Source organism: Brevibacterium sp. BRM-1, from assembly GCF_026802075.1.
Lineage (GTDB): Bacteria > Actinomycetota > Actinomycetes > Actinomycetales > Brevibacteriaceae > Brevibacterium > Brevibacterium rongguiense.
The window spans coordinates 1,414,295-1,428,854 of sequence record NZ_CP113788.1 but is presented as its reverse complement, the minus strand read 5'-3'; the positions used below and the strand labels follow the sequence as shown (position 1 = coordinate 1,428,854).

Here is a 14,560-nt window from a genome sequence, read left to right as displayed (position 1 = left end):
GCTCGGCGCGCACGACCGCGGGGTCTCGGTGGGCCCTCGGCCTGCGGCCGGAGGCGCGTGCACAACGATACGCGGGCGCGCGGACACGGTGCCCGCGGTTCACGGTAAGCTCTGACCTGAAGAGACGGGCACGCCTGCCCGCCGCGGTCTCGCGGCCGCGCACAGGCTGCCGAACAGGCACAAGGTGAGGAAGTTTCAGTGAGCAGCAGCGTGTACACCTCGGACGTCACGGTCGATACGGCCAACCGCGAACAGCTCGTCGAGTCGATCCGCCTGCGCGAGCAGCGCCTGTCGGCCAACGTGGACGAGCTCGTGGGCCGTCTCCACCCCAAGGCGCTCGCCGCGCAGGCCGAGGCGCAGGCGAAGTCGGTCGTCATCAACCCCGACGGTTCGCCCAAGGTCGAGCGCATCGCGCTCTTCGGCGGCATCGCGCTCGCCGTCGCTGCGGGCATCACCCTCGCGGTGGTCAAGAGCCGCCGCTGAGGCGGCCGCGAACGGGGGGAATCGACCGCCGGAGCGCCACCGGGCACGCCCTGGTGATCTCCAGCACATCGGTCCTGTGAGGGCCGGATTCGATTTCACAACCAGGTGGCGAGCGTGTAGAGTCATGTCTCGTTGCGCGCACCTCTAGCTCAATTGGCAGAGCAACTGACTCTTAATCAGTGGGTTCCGGGTTCAAGTCCCGGGGGGTGCACAGAATGAAGGCCCCTCATCAGGCATCACGTCCGGTGAGGGGCCTTCGTCATGCGGTTCTGGGTTCGCCGATCCCGCGCTTACCCACCGGTTCGATCACCTCGTATTGCACCGCCCCGGGGGCGTTGGGGGAGGCTGCTGCGGAGTTCCATCCCTTGAGCGCCCGCCCCTGCGCTGGAATGCGCGCGGGGCTGACAGCGCGGGGTATGCAGGATCCCGTGCGGCACCGACAGCGCGGGGTCGTGGCCGTACAGAATCGTCCAGGGGCTGACTGTGCAGGGGGGCTGGCCGTACAGGGCGCTGACTGTGCAGGAGGGCTTGGCTGCACAGGGCGCTGACCGCACGGGATGAGGCTGGGTGCGGGAATGCACGGGTACCGGCCGCGCAGGATCGCGGCGGGCGCGGCCGGCTGCGCAAACGCCGTCACGGGCCGCGCAGGATGCGGACTCGGGCCGGACACAGCGATTCCGGGCGCTCACAACTCGGGCATCCCACTCACCGCGACATCGCCCACCGCCTCAGCGGCCAGGCGGAGACCGGGCAGCCCGGCACGGGCTCAGCGCATTCCGTCGCCCGGACGGGGCACCGCGAGGCGAGTGTCAGTGCGAGGGCGGGGCGGCGCCACGGCGGCGGCCGAGCACGAAGACCGCGATGCCCAGGGCCAGCGCGATGATGCCGCAGATCACCGCGATCGGCCAGGAGAAGCCCTCGGCGAAGCTGCTGCCCGCATCGTCGGCGTCCGCGTTGGGGTCGGCGGTCCCGGCGGGCGCCGCCTGCGTGGTCGCTCCATCGGCGCCGATCGCATCGGCGTTGTCGCCACCGGGAGCACGGGGGACCGGATCGGAGTAGTCGGAGGCGGCGCGCTCGCCGGAACTCTGGCTGCTCGGCGCCCAGTCGTTGCCGGCGTCGTCGCCGAAGGAACTGACGGAGCCGCCGCTGCCGTTCGACGGGTCGCGCTCGACGCTGCCGGGGTGGCGGTGCGGGCTCCGGCCCGGTTCCGGCGCGACCGAATCGCCATTGCTCGCATTCGGCTCCGGCTCTGGTTCCACTGGGCTGGGTTCGGGGGCCGCGGATGAGGACTGCGTGGGCACGGGCGTGGGCTGCGGCGTGTTCGTGGGCTTGGGGGTCGGCGTCGGTGCGGGTGACCCCGGCGAAGTCGTGGAGGGTGCCGTCGAGCTGTCGGAGGCACTGGGCTGCGGCGCCGTGGTGCTGGGGTCGGCGGAGCCCGCGGTGGCGGACTCGGTCGCGGGGGCCGATGAATCCGCACCATCGCCGTCGGCCGCGAGCGCGGCGCCGGCACCGAGCGGAGCCACCGCAAGTGCGAGGGCGACGGCGCATGCGACGGCTCGGCTCCTCAGGGCGGAGACCGTCGTCATGCTGTTCCTTTTCGTCGCTGCTGGGGTGCGGGGCCGCACAGGACCGTGCCGGTGCCTGCGGGGGCAATGGGAGGGGAGCCCAGGGTGCGCGGGGCGGAAGGCGCTGAGTACCGGGCCCCGTCCCATGGTAGGGCGTGTGCGCTGGTCAGGGCCATCCCCACGCGTTCTAAACGTTCAAAAGCCACAGATTTCACAAAATGTACGCGCTCAGCCCTGCTCCGGGTAGCCGACGACCCGGTCCGAGCCCTGCCGCACGATCGCGTACCCGGGCGCGCCCTCCGTCAGGGCGAGCAGATTCGTCTGGGTCCTGAACGCCGTGCTGCCGGAGAGCAAGCATGCGGCGCCGTCGACCGTGACCGGGGTGAGCGTGCCGCGCGGCTCGGAGAACCGGACATCGGCCTCGGAGCCGTCGCGCACGAGCAGTCCGCTGCGCATGTTGAACAGGTAGGGGCCGATGACGGCGTGCTCGTAGTTCTGCCCGCGCACCCAGCTCGCCTCGCCCACGGCGTCCGTCGATGTGGAGACCGTGGAGGCGATCATGCCGGTCTCCGCCTCGCTGACCACCAGCTGGATGCGGTGGCCGCTGTTCGTGCTGGCCCCCGGCTGGCCCCACAGGGTGACGACCTTGCCGTGCCCGGCGGAGACCCAGCGGATGATCTCGAGGCCCTCCTCGGGCTTCTCGAGTGCGATGCGCGTGGTCTGGCCGGTGGCGATGTCGGTGCTGATGAGCGGCCCGCGGAACTCCGCGCTGATGAGCCGGTCGTCGTCGAGCGCCATGGGCGTCGAGCCCGCCGGCGGCGTGGGGATGTTGCGCATCCCATCGCCGGTGAACGTGGACAGGGAGTTCCCGGCCTTGACGAGCACGCTCGAACCGGCCGAGGAGAGGCGTGCGCCCGCGGGCAGCGTGTAGTCCACGGGCGCCGAGGTGCCGTCGAAGAGCGCCTGCGCGTGCCGGCCCGTGCGCCACAGCAGTGCCTTGCGGCCGTCGATCGTCGTATCGACGGCGAAGTCGAGGCGGCCGTCCAGGCTGCCGCCGTAGCGCTGATCGCCGCTGCGGGGGTCGAGGACGCGCAGCTTCTGCTCGTCGATGACGAGGACCCCGCGGGCCGTGGCCGTGACGGAGGCGGTGCTTTCGACCTTCGCCTGCCAGGCGGGCTCCTCGGCATAGCCCGGCACGGGCTCGGACGAGTCCTCGACGCGGATCTCCGACTGCTGCGCCTGGCTGCTCGCCGCGGAGATGCTCTGAGGTGCGCCCGTGCCCGGCGCGCCGATGATGGTGGGGACGAAGTAGGCGGCCAGCGCCCCGACGAGCAGGATGGCCAGCACGATGCCCGGCATCGTGAGCCCGCGCAGCTGGGGCAGCGCGCCCCGCTTCGCGCGGCCGGCGCCGGGCCCGTCCCGGCGGGCGGGCGCGCTGCGCTGGGCTCGCTCGGCGCGCCGCGCGCTGCGCTTGGAGGCCCGGGCCGAGGCGCGGGTCGGCTCGGCGGGGCCGGAGAACGGAGTGCCCACCGGGTAGGCGGACTCCTGCCCCGCCGCGGGTTCTGCCCGCGACTGCGCGGGGGCCTCCGATGCCGCGGACGGAGCACCGGGCGCGGATGGAACGCCGGCCGCGGATGGGGCGCGGGGTGCGGACGGACCGGCGGCCCCGAGCCGGGCGGCAGACCCGGCTTGCGCCCCGGGACCCGTCGCAGGGTCCGCGGCGGCGCCCGGTGCGGGCTCGGTGGGCGGGGCGGCGGAAATGCGGCCGCCCGATTCGATCGTGATCGTCCGAACGGCCTGCCCGTCGTGGATCTGCGCGGTGATGTCCTCGCCCGCGGCCTTCGCGGCCTGGACGAGCTGTGCCATCGCCGCGCCCAGGTCCGGGTGCTCGCTCACCGCGTCGCCGACCGTGAGCTGCGCCGAGCGATCGGCGGCAACGCGCACGGAAGCGGTGGACATGGACGGCAGACCTCGCGGTAGACGGCAGGCGGACGGGGAAGGCGGTTTTTCAGTGTACGAAGCCCAACGGGGCCGCCTGCCCGATGAGTCCGAATAGTTACCCGCCGGTGACGCAATCGTTGTGGCCGGTCCGGGTTTGCCAAACGCGAAGCCGGGCAACTAGCATGTCATCTGCTGTCTGCGCGCCGAAGTGGTGCGCCGGATATGCGATGGTGGCTATAGCTCAGTTGGTAGAGCACCGCGTTGTGGTCGCGGGGGCCGCGGGTTCAAGTCCCGTTAGCCACCCCAGTCGAGCAAGGCCCCGCACCCCCGTTCACCGGGCGTGCGGGGCCTTTGCGCGTGCCCCGGCGCCAGCCCGCGGCCGGCCGTGGCCTTCGGGGCCCGTGCCTCAGCGCTCCCGGACCACGCTGAGCAGGAACGCGCTGTCCTCAAGCGCCTCGACGGCGTGGCGGGCGTGGGGGATAGCGATGAGCTCGCCCGGGCCCAGCTCCCACCGCCGCGCACCGGCGATGAGCGCAATCCGGCCCGAGAGCACCTGGAGGGTCGCCTCCGGCGGCGCATCGTGCTCCGCGAGACCGCTGCCGGCGGCCAATGCCAGGACCGTCTGGCTCAACACGGTCTCGTGGCCCCCGGCCACCATGTGCGCGGCCCTGCCCGCGTGCGCACCGCGCGCCTTGGCCACCAGCTCCCGGCTCAGGGCGGTGAGGCTCACGGCGCCGAGGCCCGGGGCGCCGGCATGCGGGGCGCCGGTGTTCGCAGTGCCGGGAGCCGGGGCACGGGGTGTCGCAGCGCCGGGATTTGAAGCGCCGAGACTCGCAGCACTGGGATTTGAAGTGGCGGGACTCGAAGAGCCCGGACTCGCCGTGCCGCCGTCCGGGCCACTCTGCCTCGGGCCGCTCTGGTCGGCTGCCCGAGGTGCGGTGCCGGCCGAATCGCTGGGATCCTCTGCCATGTCGATCGGTGTCCTTTCGATGGGTGCGGGGACAGCTCCACGGGCGCGGGGGGGCCGCTCAAGGGGTGCCGGCGCGGGCCCCGCCCGCTCAGCCGGTCAGCGCCGTCAGGGCCGCCAGCGAGGCAATCGCTCCGGCTCCCAGCGCGGCGGCCTTGGCGAGCTCGAAGGCCACGTAGAGCAGATGCGCCCGGGAGCGGTGCTCGCCCGGGTCCTGGCCCGCGAGCACGGCATCCGAGCGGCGGGTGACGAGCGGGCGGGCGAGGAGGAGCTGAAGCAGCAGGAGGGCCACCGCGCCCAGCAGCGCACACCCGCCCAGGCCCCAGGAACCGCCCGGACCGCCGCCGGAGAGCAGCAGTCCCGCCGTCACCACCGCGGCGAGCACGAGCTCGCAGGCGTTGAGCGCGCGGAAGACGAGCCTGCCGATTCCCAGCCCCAGCGGGATCGTGATGCCGGGAGCCTGGAACTTCAGCGGCGCCTCGAGGAACGAGACGGCCAGGACCATGCCCAGCCAGACGAACGCGGCCGCGATGGCCACGGCGCTCACGAGGCCGTCTCCACACGGGCGCCGCCCGCAGCCGCACCGCTCCTCACGGCTCCGGCACTCCTCGTGGCCACGGCACTCGTCATGCCCGCGGGGCTCCGCAAAACGCCAGTGCTTCTCGTGCTCTCAGCGCTCCCCGTCGCTCCCGCACCCCTCATGCCCCGGGCACGACGACGAGGCCGTCGGCGCCGATGTGCGGGTTCTCCGCGACGGGCACGCGCTCGCCCTCGGGGACGCGGCCGGGCGCGGTGCCCGCTCCGAACGGCGAGCCACCCAGCGCCTCCCGCCCGTGGGGGGAGACCCAGTTGGACAGATCCGGGCCGTCCGGCACGATCCCCGTGGGATTGATGTCGCTGTGGACGATGTAGTAGTGCTCCTTGATCTGGGAGAAGCTGATCGTGTCGCCGAACCCGGGGGTCTGGAACAGATCGCGCGCGTAGCCCCAGAGGTTGGGCAGCTCGTCGAGCTTGCTCCGGTTGCACTTGAAGTGGCCGTGGTAGACGGGGTCGAACCGGGCGAGCGTCGTGAACAGCCGCACGTCCGCCTCGGTGATCGTGTCGCCCATGAGGTAGCGCCGGTCGGCCAGGCGCTCCTCGAGCCAGTCGAGCGCGGTGAAGAGCCGGTCGAAGGCCGCGTCGTAGGCCTCTTGCGAGCCGGAGAACCCGCACCGGTAGACGCCGTTGTTGACCTCGGTGTACACGCGCTTGTTCACCCGCTCCATCTCCTCGCGCAGCTGCGCCGGCAGGAGGTCCGGGGCGCCCTCGCGCTGGAAGTCCCGCCACTGCTCGGAGAAGTCGATGGTGATCTGCGGGAAGTTGTTCGTCACGACCTCGCCGCTGGGCACGTCGACGATCGCGGGGACCGTGATGCCCTTCGGGTAGCCGGGGAAGCGCCGCTCGTAGGCGTCCTTGAGCCTGGGGATGCGCAGCACCGGGTCGAGGCCGCCGGGGTCCAGGTCGAACGTCCACGAGTCCGCGTCGTGGGTGGGGCCGGCCAGGCCCATGGAGATCGCGCCCTCGAGCCCCAGCAGGCGGCGCACGATGATCGTGCGATTCGCCCACGGGCAGGCGCGGGCGGCGATGAGCCGGTAGCGGCCGGCCTCGACGGGCCACTGGCCGGTCCCGTCCGAGGTGATCCGGTCCTCGATGTAGGCGGTGTCCCGCTCGTAGCTGGCCTCCACGTAGGTGCCGTTCGCCATGGCCTCTCCCCTCGTCATGGGTGCCCGCGGGCACCGTGATTCCCGCGCCCGAGGCGGGGCGGGTGTGCGCGTGGGCGCCGCCGGCCGCTTCAGGACGCGGCGTCGTCCGGCTCCCACGATACGGCCCGTGCGCCCTCCCCGGTGGGCAGGTGGGTGCGCCAGGCGCTCACGACCACTGCGCCGCAGAGTGCCGCCATGACGGCGCCGGCGGTGAAGAGCTGGGCGAAGGTGAAGTGCGCGGAGAGCGCGGTGAGCGTGACCGGGACGAAGAAGCCCAGGTAGGAGAAGCTGTAGAAGACGCTCGTGAGCCCCGCGAGGTCGTCGGGTCCCGCGATGCGCTGGACCTCGCTGAGCCCGGCGATCATCGCGAGCCCGTAGCCCGCGCCCAGGACGGCGGCGCCCGCGATGGCCAGCGGGAGCGTCAGGCGAGAGGCCGCGAGCGCCGCGATCACCATGCCCACGAGGATGATGCCCATGGCCAGCGCGGAGGCGCGGGCGCTGCGGTGGGTGTCGATGCGCTTGCCCAGCATCTGCACCACGGCGCCCGCGCCCAGGCAGATGACCGTGAGCAGGCCCGACAGCGCGATCGGCAGGCCGCCGGAGTGATCCGCCATGAGTCCGGGCAGCACCGCGTAGGCACTCCCCGCGGCCCCGAAGACCCACGGCGCGACCGGGATGACGACGAAGAGGAAGCGGCGGTGGGCGACTGCCGGCACCTTGAGGTCTGCCCACAGGCTGCCGGTCTCCGCGGCCGTGCGCCGTCGGCGGGTCTCCGGGGCGCGCAGGATGGCCAGGGAGGCCAGGAGTGCGATGACGATGTGCACGCCGTAGCTGAGCCGTTCGGGCAACGGGGCCCACTGCGCCAGCGCGGCGGCCGCACCGGCGCCGACGAGGAAGCCGGTCGTCAGCGACAGCGAGGCCCGCCGGGGGCCCGCACCGGCATCGGCTGCCCGCGAGAGCTCGGAGATCCAGGCGGCGCCGACGGCCATGCCCAGGCCCAGCGCGAGCCCGCACAGCACCCGTCCGATGCCCACGGCGACGAACGAGGCGGGGGCGGCGGCGATGACGAGCGAACCGGCCAGCGCAAGGGGAGCCGCCGGCAGCAGCAGCGGCCGGCGCCCGAAGCGGTCGGACAGCGGGCCGCCGATGAGCAGCGCGGGCACGATGCCGAAGATGTAGGCGGCCAGCAGGCCATCGGCCACCACAGGGGAGAAGTCCCCGTTCTGGCGGTACATGACGAGGAGCGGGGTGAACTCGTTGCCGCCCCAGGCCACGGCGAACATCACGAAGGCGACGGCCCGCCAGGCCCCGGCGGGCGCGGGGGAGCCGGGGCGGGCCACCTGGTCCGCGGCGTGGGTCGGGGCTGGGGATCGGGACACGTCTTCCTTCGGGGCGGCGGCGGTTGTCTTGGGCGAGGGCGCGGCGCGATTCACAGGGCGGCCCGGGCGGTGGCGAAGTGCTCGGCGAGCCGCGCGGCGTAGTCGTCGGCGCGGCGCTCGCGCAGGGCGGAAAGGAGGGCCGCGTGCGCGGCGCGGAAGTCCTCGGCGCGGCCCAGGTCGTGGGAGACGGAGTTGGCCGCCAGGCGCTGCTGGCGCTCGCGCAGACCCGCGGCGAAGGCGGTGAGCAGACTGTTGCCGGCGGCGGCGATGACGCAGTGGTGGAACTGCGCATCGGCGGCCGCATAGGCGGGCAGGTCGTCCGCGGCGATCGCGCTGCGCTGGGCCTCGATGATGTCCTCCAGGCGTGCGCAGACCGCGCTCAGCGCCTCGTCCCGCAGACCGGTGAGCGAGCGGGCGGCGTGGGACTCGACGACACGGCGGGCCTCGAAGACCTCATCGGCCTCGGCGGGGGAGATGGGCACGATGAGCGCCCCGCGCTTGGGGTACAGGCGCATGAGGCCCTCGGCCTCGAGGCGCAGGAACGCCTCGCGCGCCGGCGTGCGGCTGATGCCCAGCTCCGCCGCGATCTCGCCCTCGCTCGTCATCGTGCCTGCGGCCAGGGCCCCGCTGAGCACCTGGCCCTTGACGTGCTCGAAGGCACGAGCGGTGGCCGACTTCATGTATCTATCTTGTATCTATGAGGCTCGGAGCGCAAGTCACCGCCCCCGGACGCACGCGAGGCGCCGCGGGCACTCGGCCCGCGGCGCCTCGGCGGCGTGCTGCGCGGTGTCAGTCCTGCGCGGACTCCCGGGGCGGGCGCTCCGCTGTGCGCAGCGAACCGGGCGCGGCCTGGCCCGGCGCGCCTCCCTCGGCCGCGCGCGGGCGCTCCGGCTCGCTCTCCGCCTCCCGGTACTCCTCGAGCGAGCGCGGGGAGCCGGAGAAGGCGGCATCGCGCTGCGGTTCGGAGACCACGGACTTCTCCGTGACGTCGAACTTCTCGCGGTACTTGCCGAACAGCAGCCGGCCCTGCGAGTAGATGGCCGTCGTCGCGTTGTAGCCCAGGATCGTCGCCGGGTAGAGGAACCACTGGCCCAGCATCATGACCGACCGGAAGCGGCCGTAGCGCACCGGCCGCGGGGGGATGAGGTTCCAGAAGACGATGATCGAGATGAGCAGCGAGATCATCGCGACCTGCTGGATGACGCCCACGAGGAACGGCATCTGCTTGACGAAGCCGTCGACGCCCGAGCCCGTCTGCGTCATGACGATGAACGGCACCCAGCCGCCGATCGCGATGATGAGCGAGACGGACGCGAGCGTGATGTGGCCCTCGAGCAGGCCCAGGAAGCGCAGGGCGGAGCCGAAAAAGGGCGCCTTGCGATCCGAGATCGCCTGCCCCACGTAGGGCACGTCGGAGGCGCCGTAGGACCAGCGGCTGAGCTGCTTGAACTGCGCGATCATCGTCTGCTTGAGCCCGCCCGCGAGCACGGCGTCCTGGTAGATCGGCACGTGGATGGGCACGACCCTGTAGTCCCCGCCGAAGTGGAAGTACGAGCGCCAGTACTGATGGCCGTCCTCGACGATCGTGCGCTTGGACCAGAAGTCCATCTCGATGAGCGCATCGAGCGGCTGGGAGTGGGAGGCGAAGTTGCGCAGCGAGAAGGGCCGCACGGTGGAGGTGAGGTTCCAGAAGCAGTTCGCCGAGGCGACCACGCGGGTGATGGCCGGCGCGTCCCAGATGTTGCTCAGGTAGAGGCTGATGGGCTGGAACGAGCGCCGCTTGCGCTCCGGGCAGGCGATGTACTCGTAGGCGACGTAGTCGAAGTAGGACTCATAGGGCTTGTTGTCGCAGTCGAGGGTCGTGACGATGACCTCGTCGGGCTCGTAGCCCTCCGCCTGCGCCCACTCCTGGACCCGGTGCCCCGCATACGTGATGTTCGCGCCCTTGCCGGCGAGCTCCGCCGGCAGGTCGCGGGGATGCTCGACGAGCTCGAAGCGGCCGAAGCGGTGGCCGAACTCCTCTTTCAAGCGCTCGGCGGTGCGCTTCATCTCCGGCCCGCCGCGGCCCTCGTAGGCGAAGAAGAGGCACAGCTGATCGCCGGGCGTGGTGGAGTACATGAGCCCGCGGATCGTGGGGGCGATGACCTCATAGGACTCGTTGTAGGCGGCGATGATGATCGCGTGGCGCAGGTCCGAGGGGTGGAGGTAGTCCTGCGGGGCGGCCTTGACGCGGTCGAGCAGCTCGCGGTGCTGGTGGACGTGGAAGGAGCCCGGCGGGCTCGGCGGCACCCGCCGGCCGTCGAGCGTGAGGCCGATGTCCACGAGGCGCGCACCCCAGTCCACCCGCGCGCTGGCCTTGTAGCGCACGAAGCCGCGGGCCAGGTCGATCGAGCCGCGGATGGCGCGGAAGAACATGATCCCCACGACAATGAGCACGTAGACGGCGCCCGCACGCGGCGAGAAGATCGGGATGATGAAGACGGCCAGCAGCGCCGAGTAGCTGATGATCGCGGGGATCGTCTCGAAGAGCCGGTAGAGCGGTCTGCGCCGCCCGAGTGGGATCTCGTTGTCCACGCTCACATCCTTCCGGGGCGCACCGCGCGGGGGTGTCCTGCGCTCCGGGCCCACGTCCTCACGGCGGACCCGATGCGGGCGGCCGTGCACACGGTCTCAACCTCCCAGTCTACTGGGCGCCGGCCGCGCGGGTCAGTGCTTGCGGCTGTGGGGTGCCACACGAACGGCTGGGCGCTCCCTCAGGGCCACCGCCGAGTGCCATCGCTGGGCGGCATCGCTGGGCGGCATCCTCGCGCGGACCGGGCACCGGTTGCCGTGGACCGCTCACCGGGCACTGCATGTCCCCCTTGCGGGATGCCCCCGGCGCGGCGCTGCGCGGCTAGGATCGGCCCATGGTGGACACGCGCAGAGCAGACCTCATCCGCAAGCTGACCAAGCGCCTCGAGAGCGTGCACTCGGCCGGCTACTTCTCGCCGGCTGTGGCTCGCGCGGTGGCCGAGGCGGGCATCGAGCACCCCGGGCAGGCGTACCTGGCAGGCCGCGCCGCGCCCATGGGAGCGGTGCGCGCCGCGGTGGTGACCGCCGCGTTCTACAACTTCAGTCCCGAGCACGTGCGCCGGTTCGTGCCCGCGTGCTGGGAGATCGCGAGCCCCGAGCGCATCTGGGCGGCGCGCGTGCGCGGCACCGAGGCCATGCTCGCCCACCTCTTCCTGGGGGAGGGGGAGCGCGACCACTCCGAGCTCGCGGCGGCCGCCGCGCAGCTGGGCCGCGCGCTCCAGCCGGTGCTCGCCGCACAGCTGCCGGACGGACGGCCCCTCTACGCGGCGCACCAGGAGGCCCTCGCCGCCGGGGTGCAGGCCGAGGACCCCGCCGTCCAGCCGTTCCTCGACCTCTGGTCGGTCGCCACCCTGCTGCGCGAATACCGCGGGGACGGCCACATCGCCGCACTCGTCGTCAACTACCTGCCCGGGCTCCAGGCGCTCGCCCTCCACACCGCCACGGGCACGTCCTTCCGGCCCGAGGCCGCGCGCAAGTCCCGCGGCTGGTCAGCCGAGCAGTGGGCCCAGGCGCAGGAGTCCCTGCGGGCCCGCGGCCTGCTCGTGGGCGCCGGCGAGGAGGCCGAGCCCACCGCGGCCGCCGCCGGCCTGCGCGAGCAGATCGAGGCGCAGACGGACGCCTCCGTGGCCGTGGCGTTCTCCCCGCTGGACGACGAGGCGCTCGCGGATGCCGCCGAGGCCGCCAAGGACTTCGCGCGGGTCGTCGTGCGGGCCCAGGCCTTCCCGGCCCAGATCTTCGCCCCGGGGTCCGGGATGACGCGCGGGTGACGGGAGCGGCGCGCGGCTGAGGGCAGTGGTGCGCGGCCGGGAGCTGAGCGGGCTCAGGCGCCGGGCGAGGACCTCTCGCCGCCCGCCTGCGGCGCCTCGGCGGCGTCGGGGGTCTCCTGCGCGGGGAAATGGGCCTGTGCCACCTGCGAGGCGATCGCCTTCGCGGTCTCCGAGTCGGGGCCCTCGGGCACGAAGACGGCCCGCCGGTAGTAGTCGAGCTCGGCGATCGAGTCCCGGATGTCGCCGAGCGCACGGTGGCCCCCGGTCTTGGCCGGAGCGCTGTAGTAGGCCCGCGGATACCACCGCTTGGCGAGCTCCTTGATCGAGGAGACGTCGATGATCCGGTAGTGCAGCCAGTCGACGAGCTCGGGCATCTGCACCTGCAGGAAGCCCTTGTCCGTGCCCACCGAGTTGCCGCCCAGCGGCGCCCTGCCCGACTCCGGGACGTGCGAGCGGATGTAGGCGAGCACCCGGTCCTGCGCCTCGGCGACGGTCGTGCCGCCATCGAGTTCCCCGATGAGGCCCGAGGCGGTGTGCATGCCGGTGACGAAGTCGTTCATCTGCGCGCGGGCGGCAGCGCTCGGCCGGATGACGACGTCGATGCCCTCATCGAGGGGGGTGAGGTCGAAGTCGGTGACGATCGCCGCCACTTCGACGAGTTCGTCGGTGCCGAGCACGAGCCCGGTCATCTCGCAGTCGATCCACACAATCCTGTCGTAAGCCACCGGCCCACTGTACAACGCGGCGCCTGTGGGCAGGCCGGGCCGAGCGGGGCGCGCGACGGCGGGGTGGGAGGCCACGGCAGGACCGGGGGCCGCACCGCGCGGTGCGCAGTCGCGGGGCGGTGCCCGGCGCCCGCTCAGGGGGAAACCCGGCGAGTGTTCAGGGGGAAGTCAGCAAACGCATCGGCTGCGCGGATAACGGTTCGGCAACGGCGTGAACTAGACTTGGCCGGGCCCGTTCGCGGATCCCACACCACGGCCCACCCAATGGAAGGACCTCAGTGCGCTACGTTTTCGCCGTCATCTTCATGGTGCTCGGGGTGGTCCTGGGCGGCTTCGGCATCCTGCAGAAGACCGTCCTCGCCCCCTCCGACACGATCACGGCCACGGCCGACCTGGACTCCCCGGGCCCGCTCGTCGTGGTCGACCCGGGGATGCTCAACCTCTACCCGGGCCCGGCCAGGCTCACGGTCGAGGGCACGGGCGACGTGACGATCGCCCAGGCCTCGAAGGAGAACGTCGACGCCTGGGTGGGCGACACCGCGCACACGGAGATCACCGGGCTGACGAGCGAGAGCGCGCTCAAGGCGGAGAAGTCCGACGGCAAGGACTCGGCCCCCAACCCCGCGGCTGCGGACCTGTGGACCTCGGTGCAGACCGGCGCCGCCCCCCAGACGCTCGACTGGGACCAGGACGCCGGCCGCACGGCGTTCCTCATCGGCACCGACGGCAAGTCCGACGCCGCCCAGCAGGTCTCCATCTCCTGGCAGAAGGACGCCGCCACCCCCTGGGCGGTGCCGCTCATGGTGGCCGGCGGGATCGCGTTCCTCATCGGGCTCGTGCTGCTGTTCATGGGCATCCGGCGCGGCCGGCGCGAGCGCCGCCGGCGCACCGCGCGCCAGGAGCGCCGGCGCAAGCTCGCCGAGACGGGGGCGGCGTTCGCCGTCGTGCCCGCGCTCGCGCTCGCCGGCTGCGGTGCGCAGTCCCAGGAGCTGCCCGAGCCCTCCCCGGCGGACAAGCCCAGCACCGCCACCGCCGTCATCGACGACGGCCAGGCCGAGCGGATCCTCCACAGCGCCTCGGAGGCCGTCGCGCAGGCGGACTCCAACCTCAGCTCGAAGACGCTCGAGACGCGCGCCTCCGGCCCGTTCGGCGCGCTGCGCAAGAAGGCGTACGCCGTGAAGAAGAAGGCCAAGGACGTCGACCTGCCCCCGGCGCTCGCCGCGGACTCCATCACGCTCAACTACACCTCGGCGACGGACGCCTGGCCGCGGGTCACCACGCTCGTGGCCGAGGACTCCGACTCCGGCCAGACCCAGCTCATCGTGCTCAAGCAGGACACCGCCCGCTCCGACTACAAGGTGTGGTCGCAGTCGGTGCTCCTCTCCGGCAGCCAGATCCCGGAGGTCAACGACGCGCGGCAGGGCTCGACGCTGCTGGGCGCCGACGCCAGCGGACTCGCGAAGACACCGCAGGACACCGTCTCCGCGTACGCGAAGGCGCTGGCGGTCGGGTCGAAGAGCGGCGGCGAATTCGGCGACGACGACTACGCCAAGCAGGTCAAGAAATCGCTCGAGGACCAGAAGAAGGCGCTCGCCGAGGGCAACGCGACGATCGACGCGAAGTACACGCCGGGCAAGAACGTCGTCGCGCAGCAGACGGCCGACGGCGGCGCGGTGGTGGTGGGCAGCATGACCTCCACCCGCACGATCAGCCCCGAGTCCACGGGCGGGCGCTCCGGCACGCTCAGCGTGCCCAAGCCGCAGAGCGAGCTCGTCAAGGAGACTTCGACGAGCAAGAAGCTCAAGACGGACTACGCGGAGATCGTGGCGTTCGTCGTGCCGAAGAAGGGCGGCGGCAAGCCCCAGCTCATCGGCGTCACCGAGGCGATGACCGGTGCCGAGCTGACCTAGGCGCCCGCG

12 protein-coding genes and 2 tRNA genes are annotated in these 14,560 nt (G+C 72.5%); 5 read left to right on the top strand and 9 right to left on the bottom strand.

From position 1 onward, the window contains the following. Positions 1-198: 198 nt before the first annotated feature. On the top strand, positions 199-483 hold the full coding sequence (locus tag BRM1_RS06265) for a DUF3618 domain-containing protein (protein ID WP_160953642.1): 285 nt from the start codon (positions 199-201) through the stop codon (positions 481-483). 138 nt (positions 484-621) lie between these two features. Then, positions 622-694, top strand: a tRNA-Lys gene (locus tag BRM1_RS06260). A gap of 598 nt (positions 695-1,292) precedes the next feature. On the opposite strand, the gene BRM1_RS06255 is transcribed toward BRM1_RS06260, so the two are convergent. Together BRM1_RS06255 and BRM1_RS06250 are read right to left on the bottom strand one after the other, a co-directional pair. Continuing rightward, positions 1,293-2,069 carry a hypothetical protein gene (locus tag BRM1_RS06255; RefSeq protein WP_268529367.1) on the bottom strand — a complete coding sequence of 259 codons (777 nt, stop codon included), beginning with the start codon at positions 2,067-2,069 and terminating at the stop codon, positions 1,293-1,295. A gap of 207 nt (positions 2,070-2,276) precedes the next feature. Further along, a complete protein-coding gene (locus tag BRM1_RS06250; protein WP_268529364.1) occupies positions 2,277-4,007 on the bottom strand; it encodes a hypothetical protein in 1,731 nt (576 codons plus the stop codon). Between the two features lie 212 nt (positions 4,008-4,219). Between BRM1_RS06250 and BRM1_RS06245 the strand changes: the two genes are divergently transcribed. Continuing rightward, positions 4,220-4,295, top strand: a tRNA-His gene (locus BRM1_RS06245). Positions 4,296-4,395: 100 nt separating this feature from the next. Here the strand turns inward: BRM1_RS06245 and BRM1_RS06240 are convergent. The 6 genes from BRM1_RS06240 to BRM1_RS06215 all read right to left on the bottom strand — a co-directional run bounded on the left by BRM1_RS06240 (position 4,396) and on the right by BRM1_RS06215 (position 10,651). Further along, entirely contained in the window at positions 4,396-4,719 is a 324-nt protein-coding gene (locus tag BRM1_RS06240) for a cupin domain-containing protein (protein WP_268529362.1), read from the bottom strand. A gap of 328 nt (positions 4,720-5,047) precedes the next feature. Then, the gene (locus BRM1_RS06235) at positions 5,048-5,503 is read right to left on the bottom strand and encodes a hypothetical protein (RefSeq protein WP_268529360.1); all 456 of its coding nucleotides are present in this window, start codon (positions 5,501-5,503) and stop codon (positions 5,048-5,050) included. Positions 5,504-5,654: 151 nt separating this feature from the next. Beyond that, complete coding sequence (locus BRM1_RS06230) at positions 5,655-6,698, bottom strand: glutathione S-transferase family protein (RefSeq protein ID WP_268529357.1); 1,044 nt, start codon at positions 6,696-6,698, stop codon at positions 5,655-5,657. An 89-nt stretch (positions 6,699-6,787) separates the two neighbouring features. Further along, positions 6,788-8,077, bottom strand: coding sequence for an MFS transporter (locus BRM1_RS06225; RefSeq protein ID WP_268529355.1), 1,290 nt, complete (start codon positions 8,075-8,077; stop codon positions 6,788-6,790). A gap of 50 nt (positions 8,078-8,127) precedes the next feature. Further along, entirely contained in the window at positions 8,128-8,757 is a 630-nt protein-coding gene (locus BRM1_RS06220; RefSeq protein ID WP_160953637.1) for a GntR family transcriptional regulator, read from the bottom strand. 109 nt (positions 8,758-8,866) lie between these two features. Beyond that, positions 8,867-10,651, bottom strand: a complete 1,785-nt coding sequence (locus BRM1_RS06215) for a glycosyltransferase (RefSeq protein ID WP_268529353.1) — start codon at positions 10,649-10,651, stop codon at positions 8,867-8,869. 332 nt (positions 10,652-10,983) lie between these two features. Here BRM1_RS06215 and BRM1_RS06210 point away from each other — a divergent pair, with 332 nt between their 5' ends. Continuing rightward, positions 10,984-11,916: an SCO6745 family protein gene (locus BRM1_RS06210; RefSeq protein ID WP_268529351.1), complete on the top strand. Its 933-nt coding sequence runs from the start codon at positions 10,984-10,986 to the stop codon at positions 11,914-11,916. Between the two features lie 53 nt (positions 11,917-11,969). On the opposite strand, the gene orn is transcribed toward BRM1_RS06210, so the two are convergent. After that, positions 11,970-12,605, bottom strand: coding sequence for an oligoribonuclease (gene orn, locus BRM1_RS06205; protein WP_268529726.1), 636 nt, complete (start codon positions 12,603-12,605; stop codon positions 11,970-11,972). Between the two features lie 314 nt (positions 12,606-12,919). Here orn and BRM1_RS06200 point away from each other — a divergent pair, with 314 nt between their 5' ends. After that, entirely contained in the window at positions 12,920-14,551 is a 1,632-nt protein-coding gene (locus BRM1_RS06200) for a hypothetical protein (protein ID WP_268529349.1), read from the top strand. Positions 14,552-14,560: the final 9 nt, after the last annotated feature.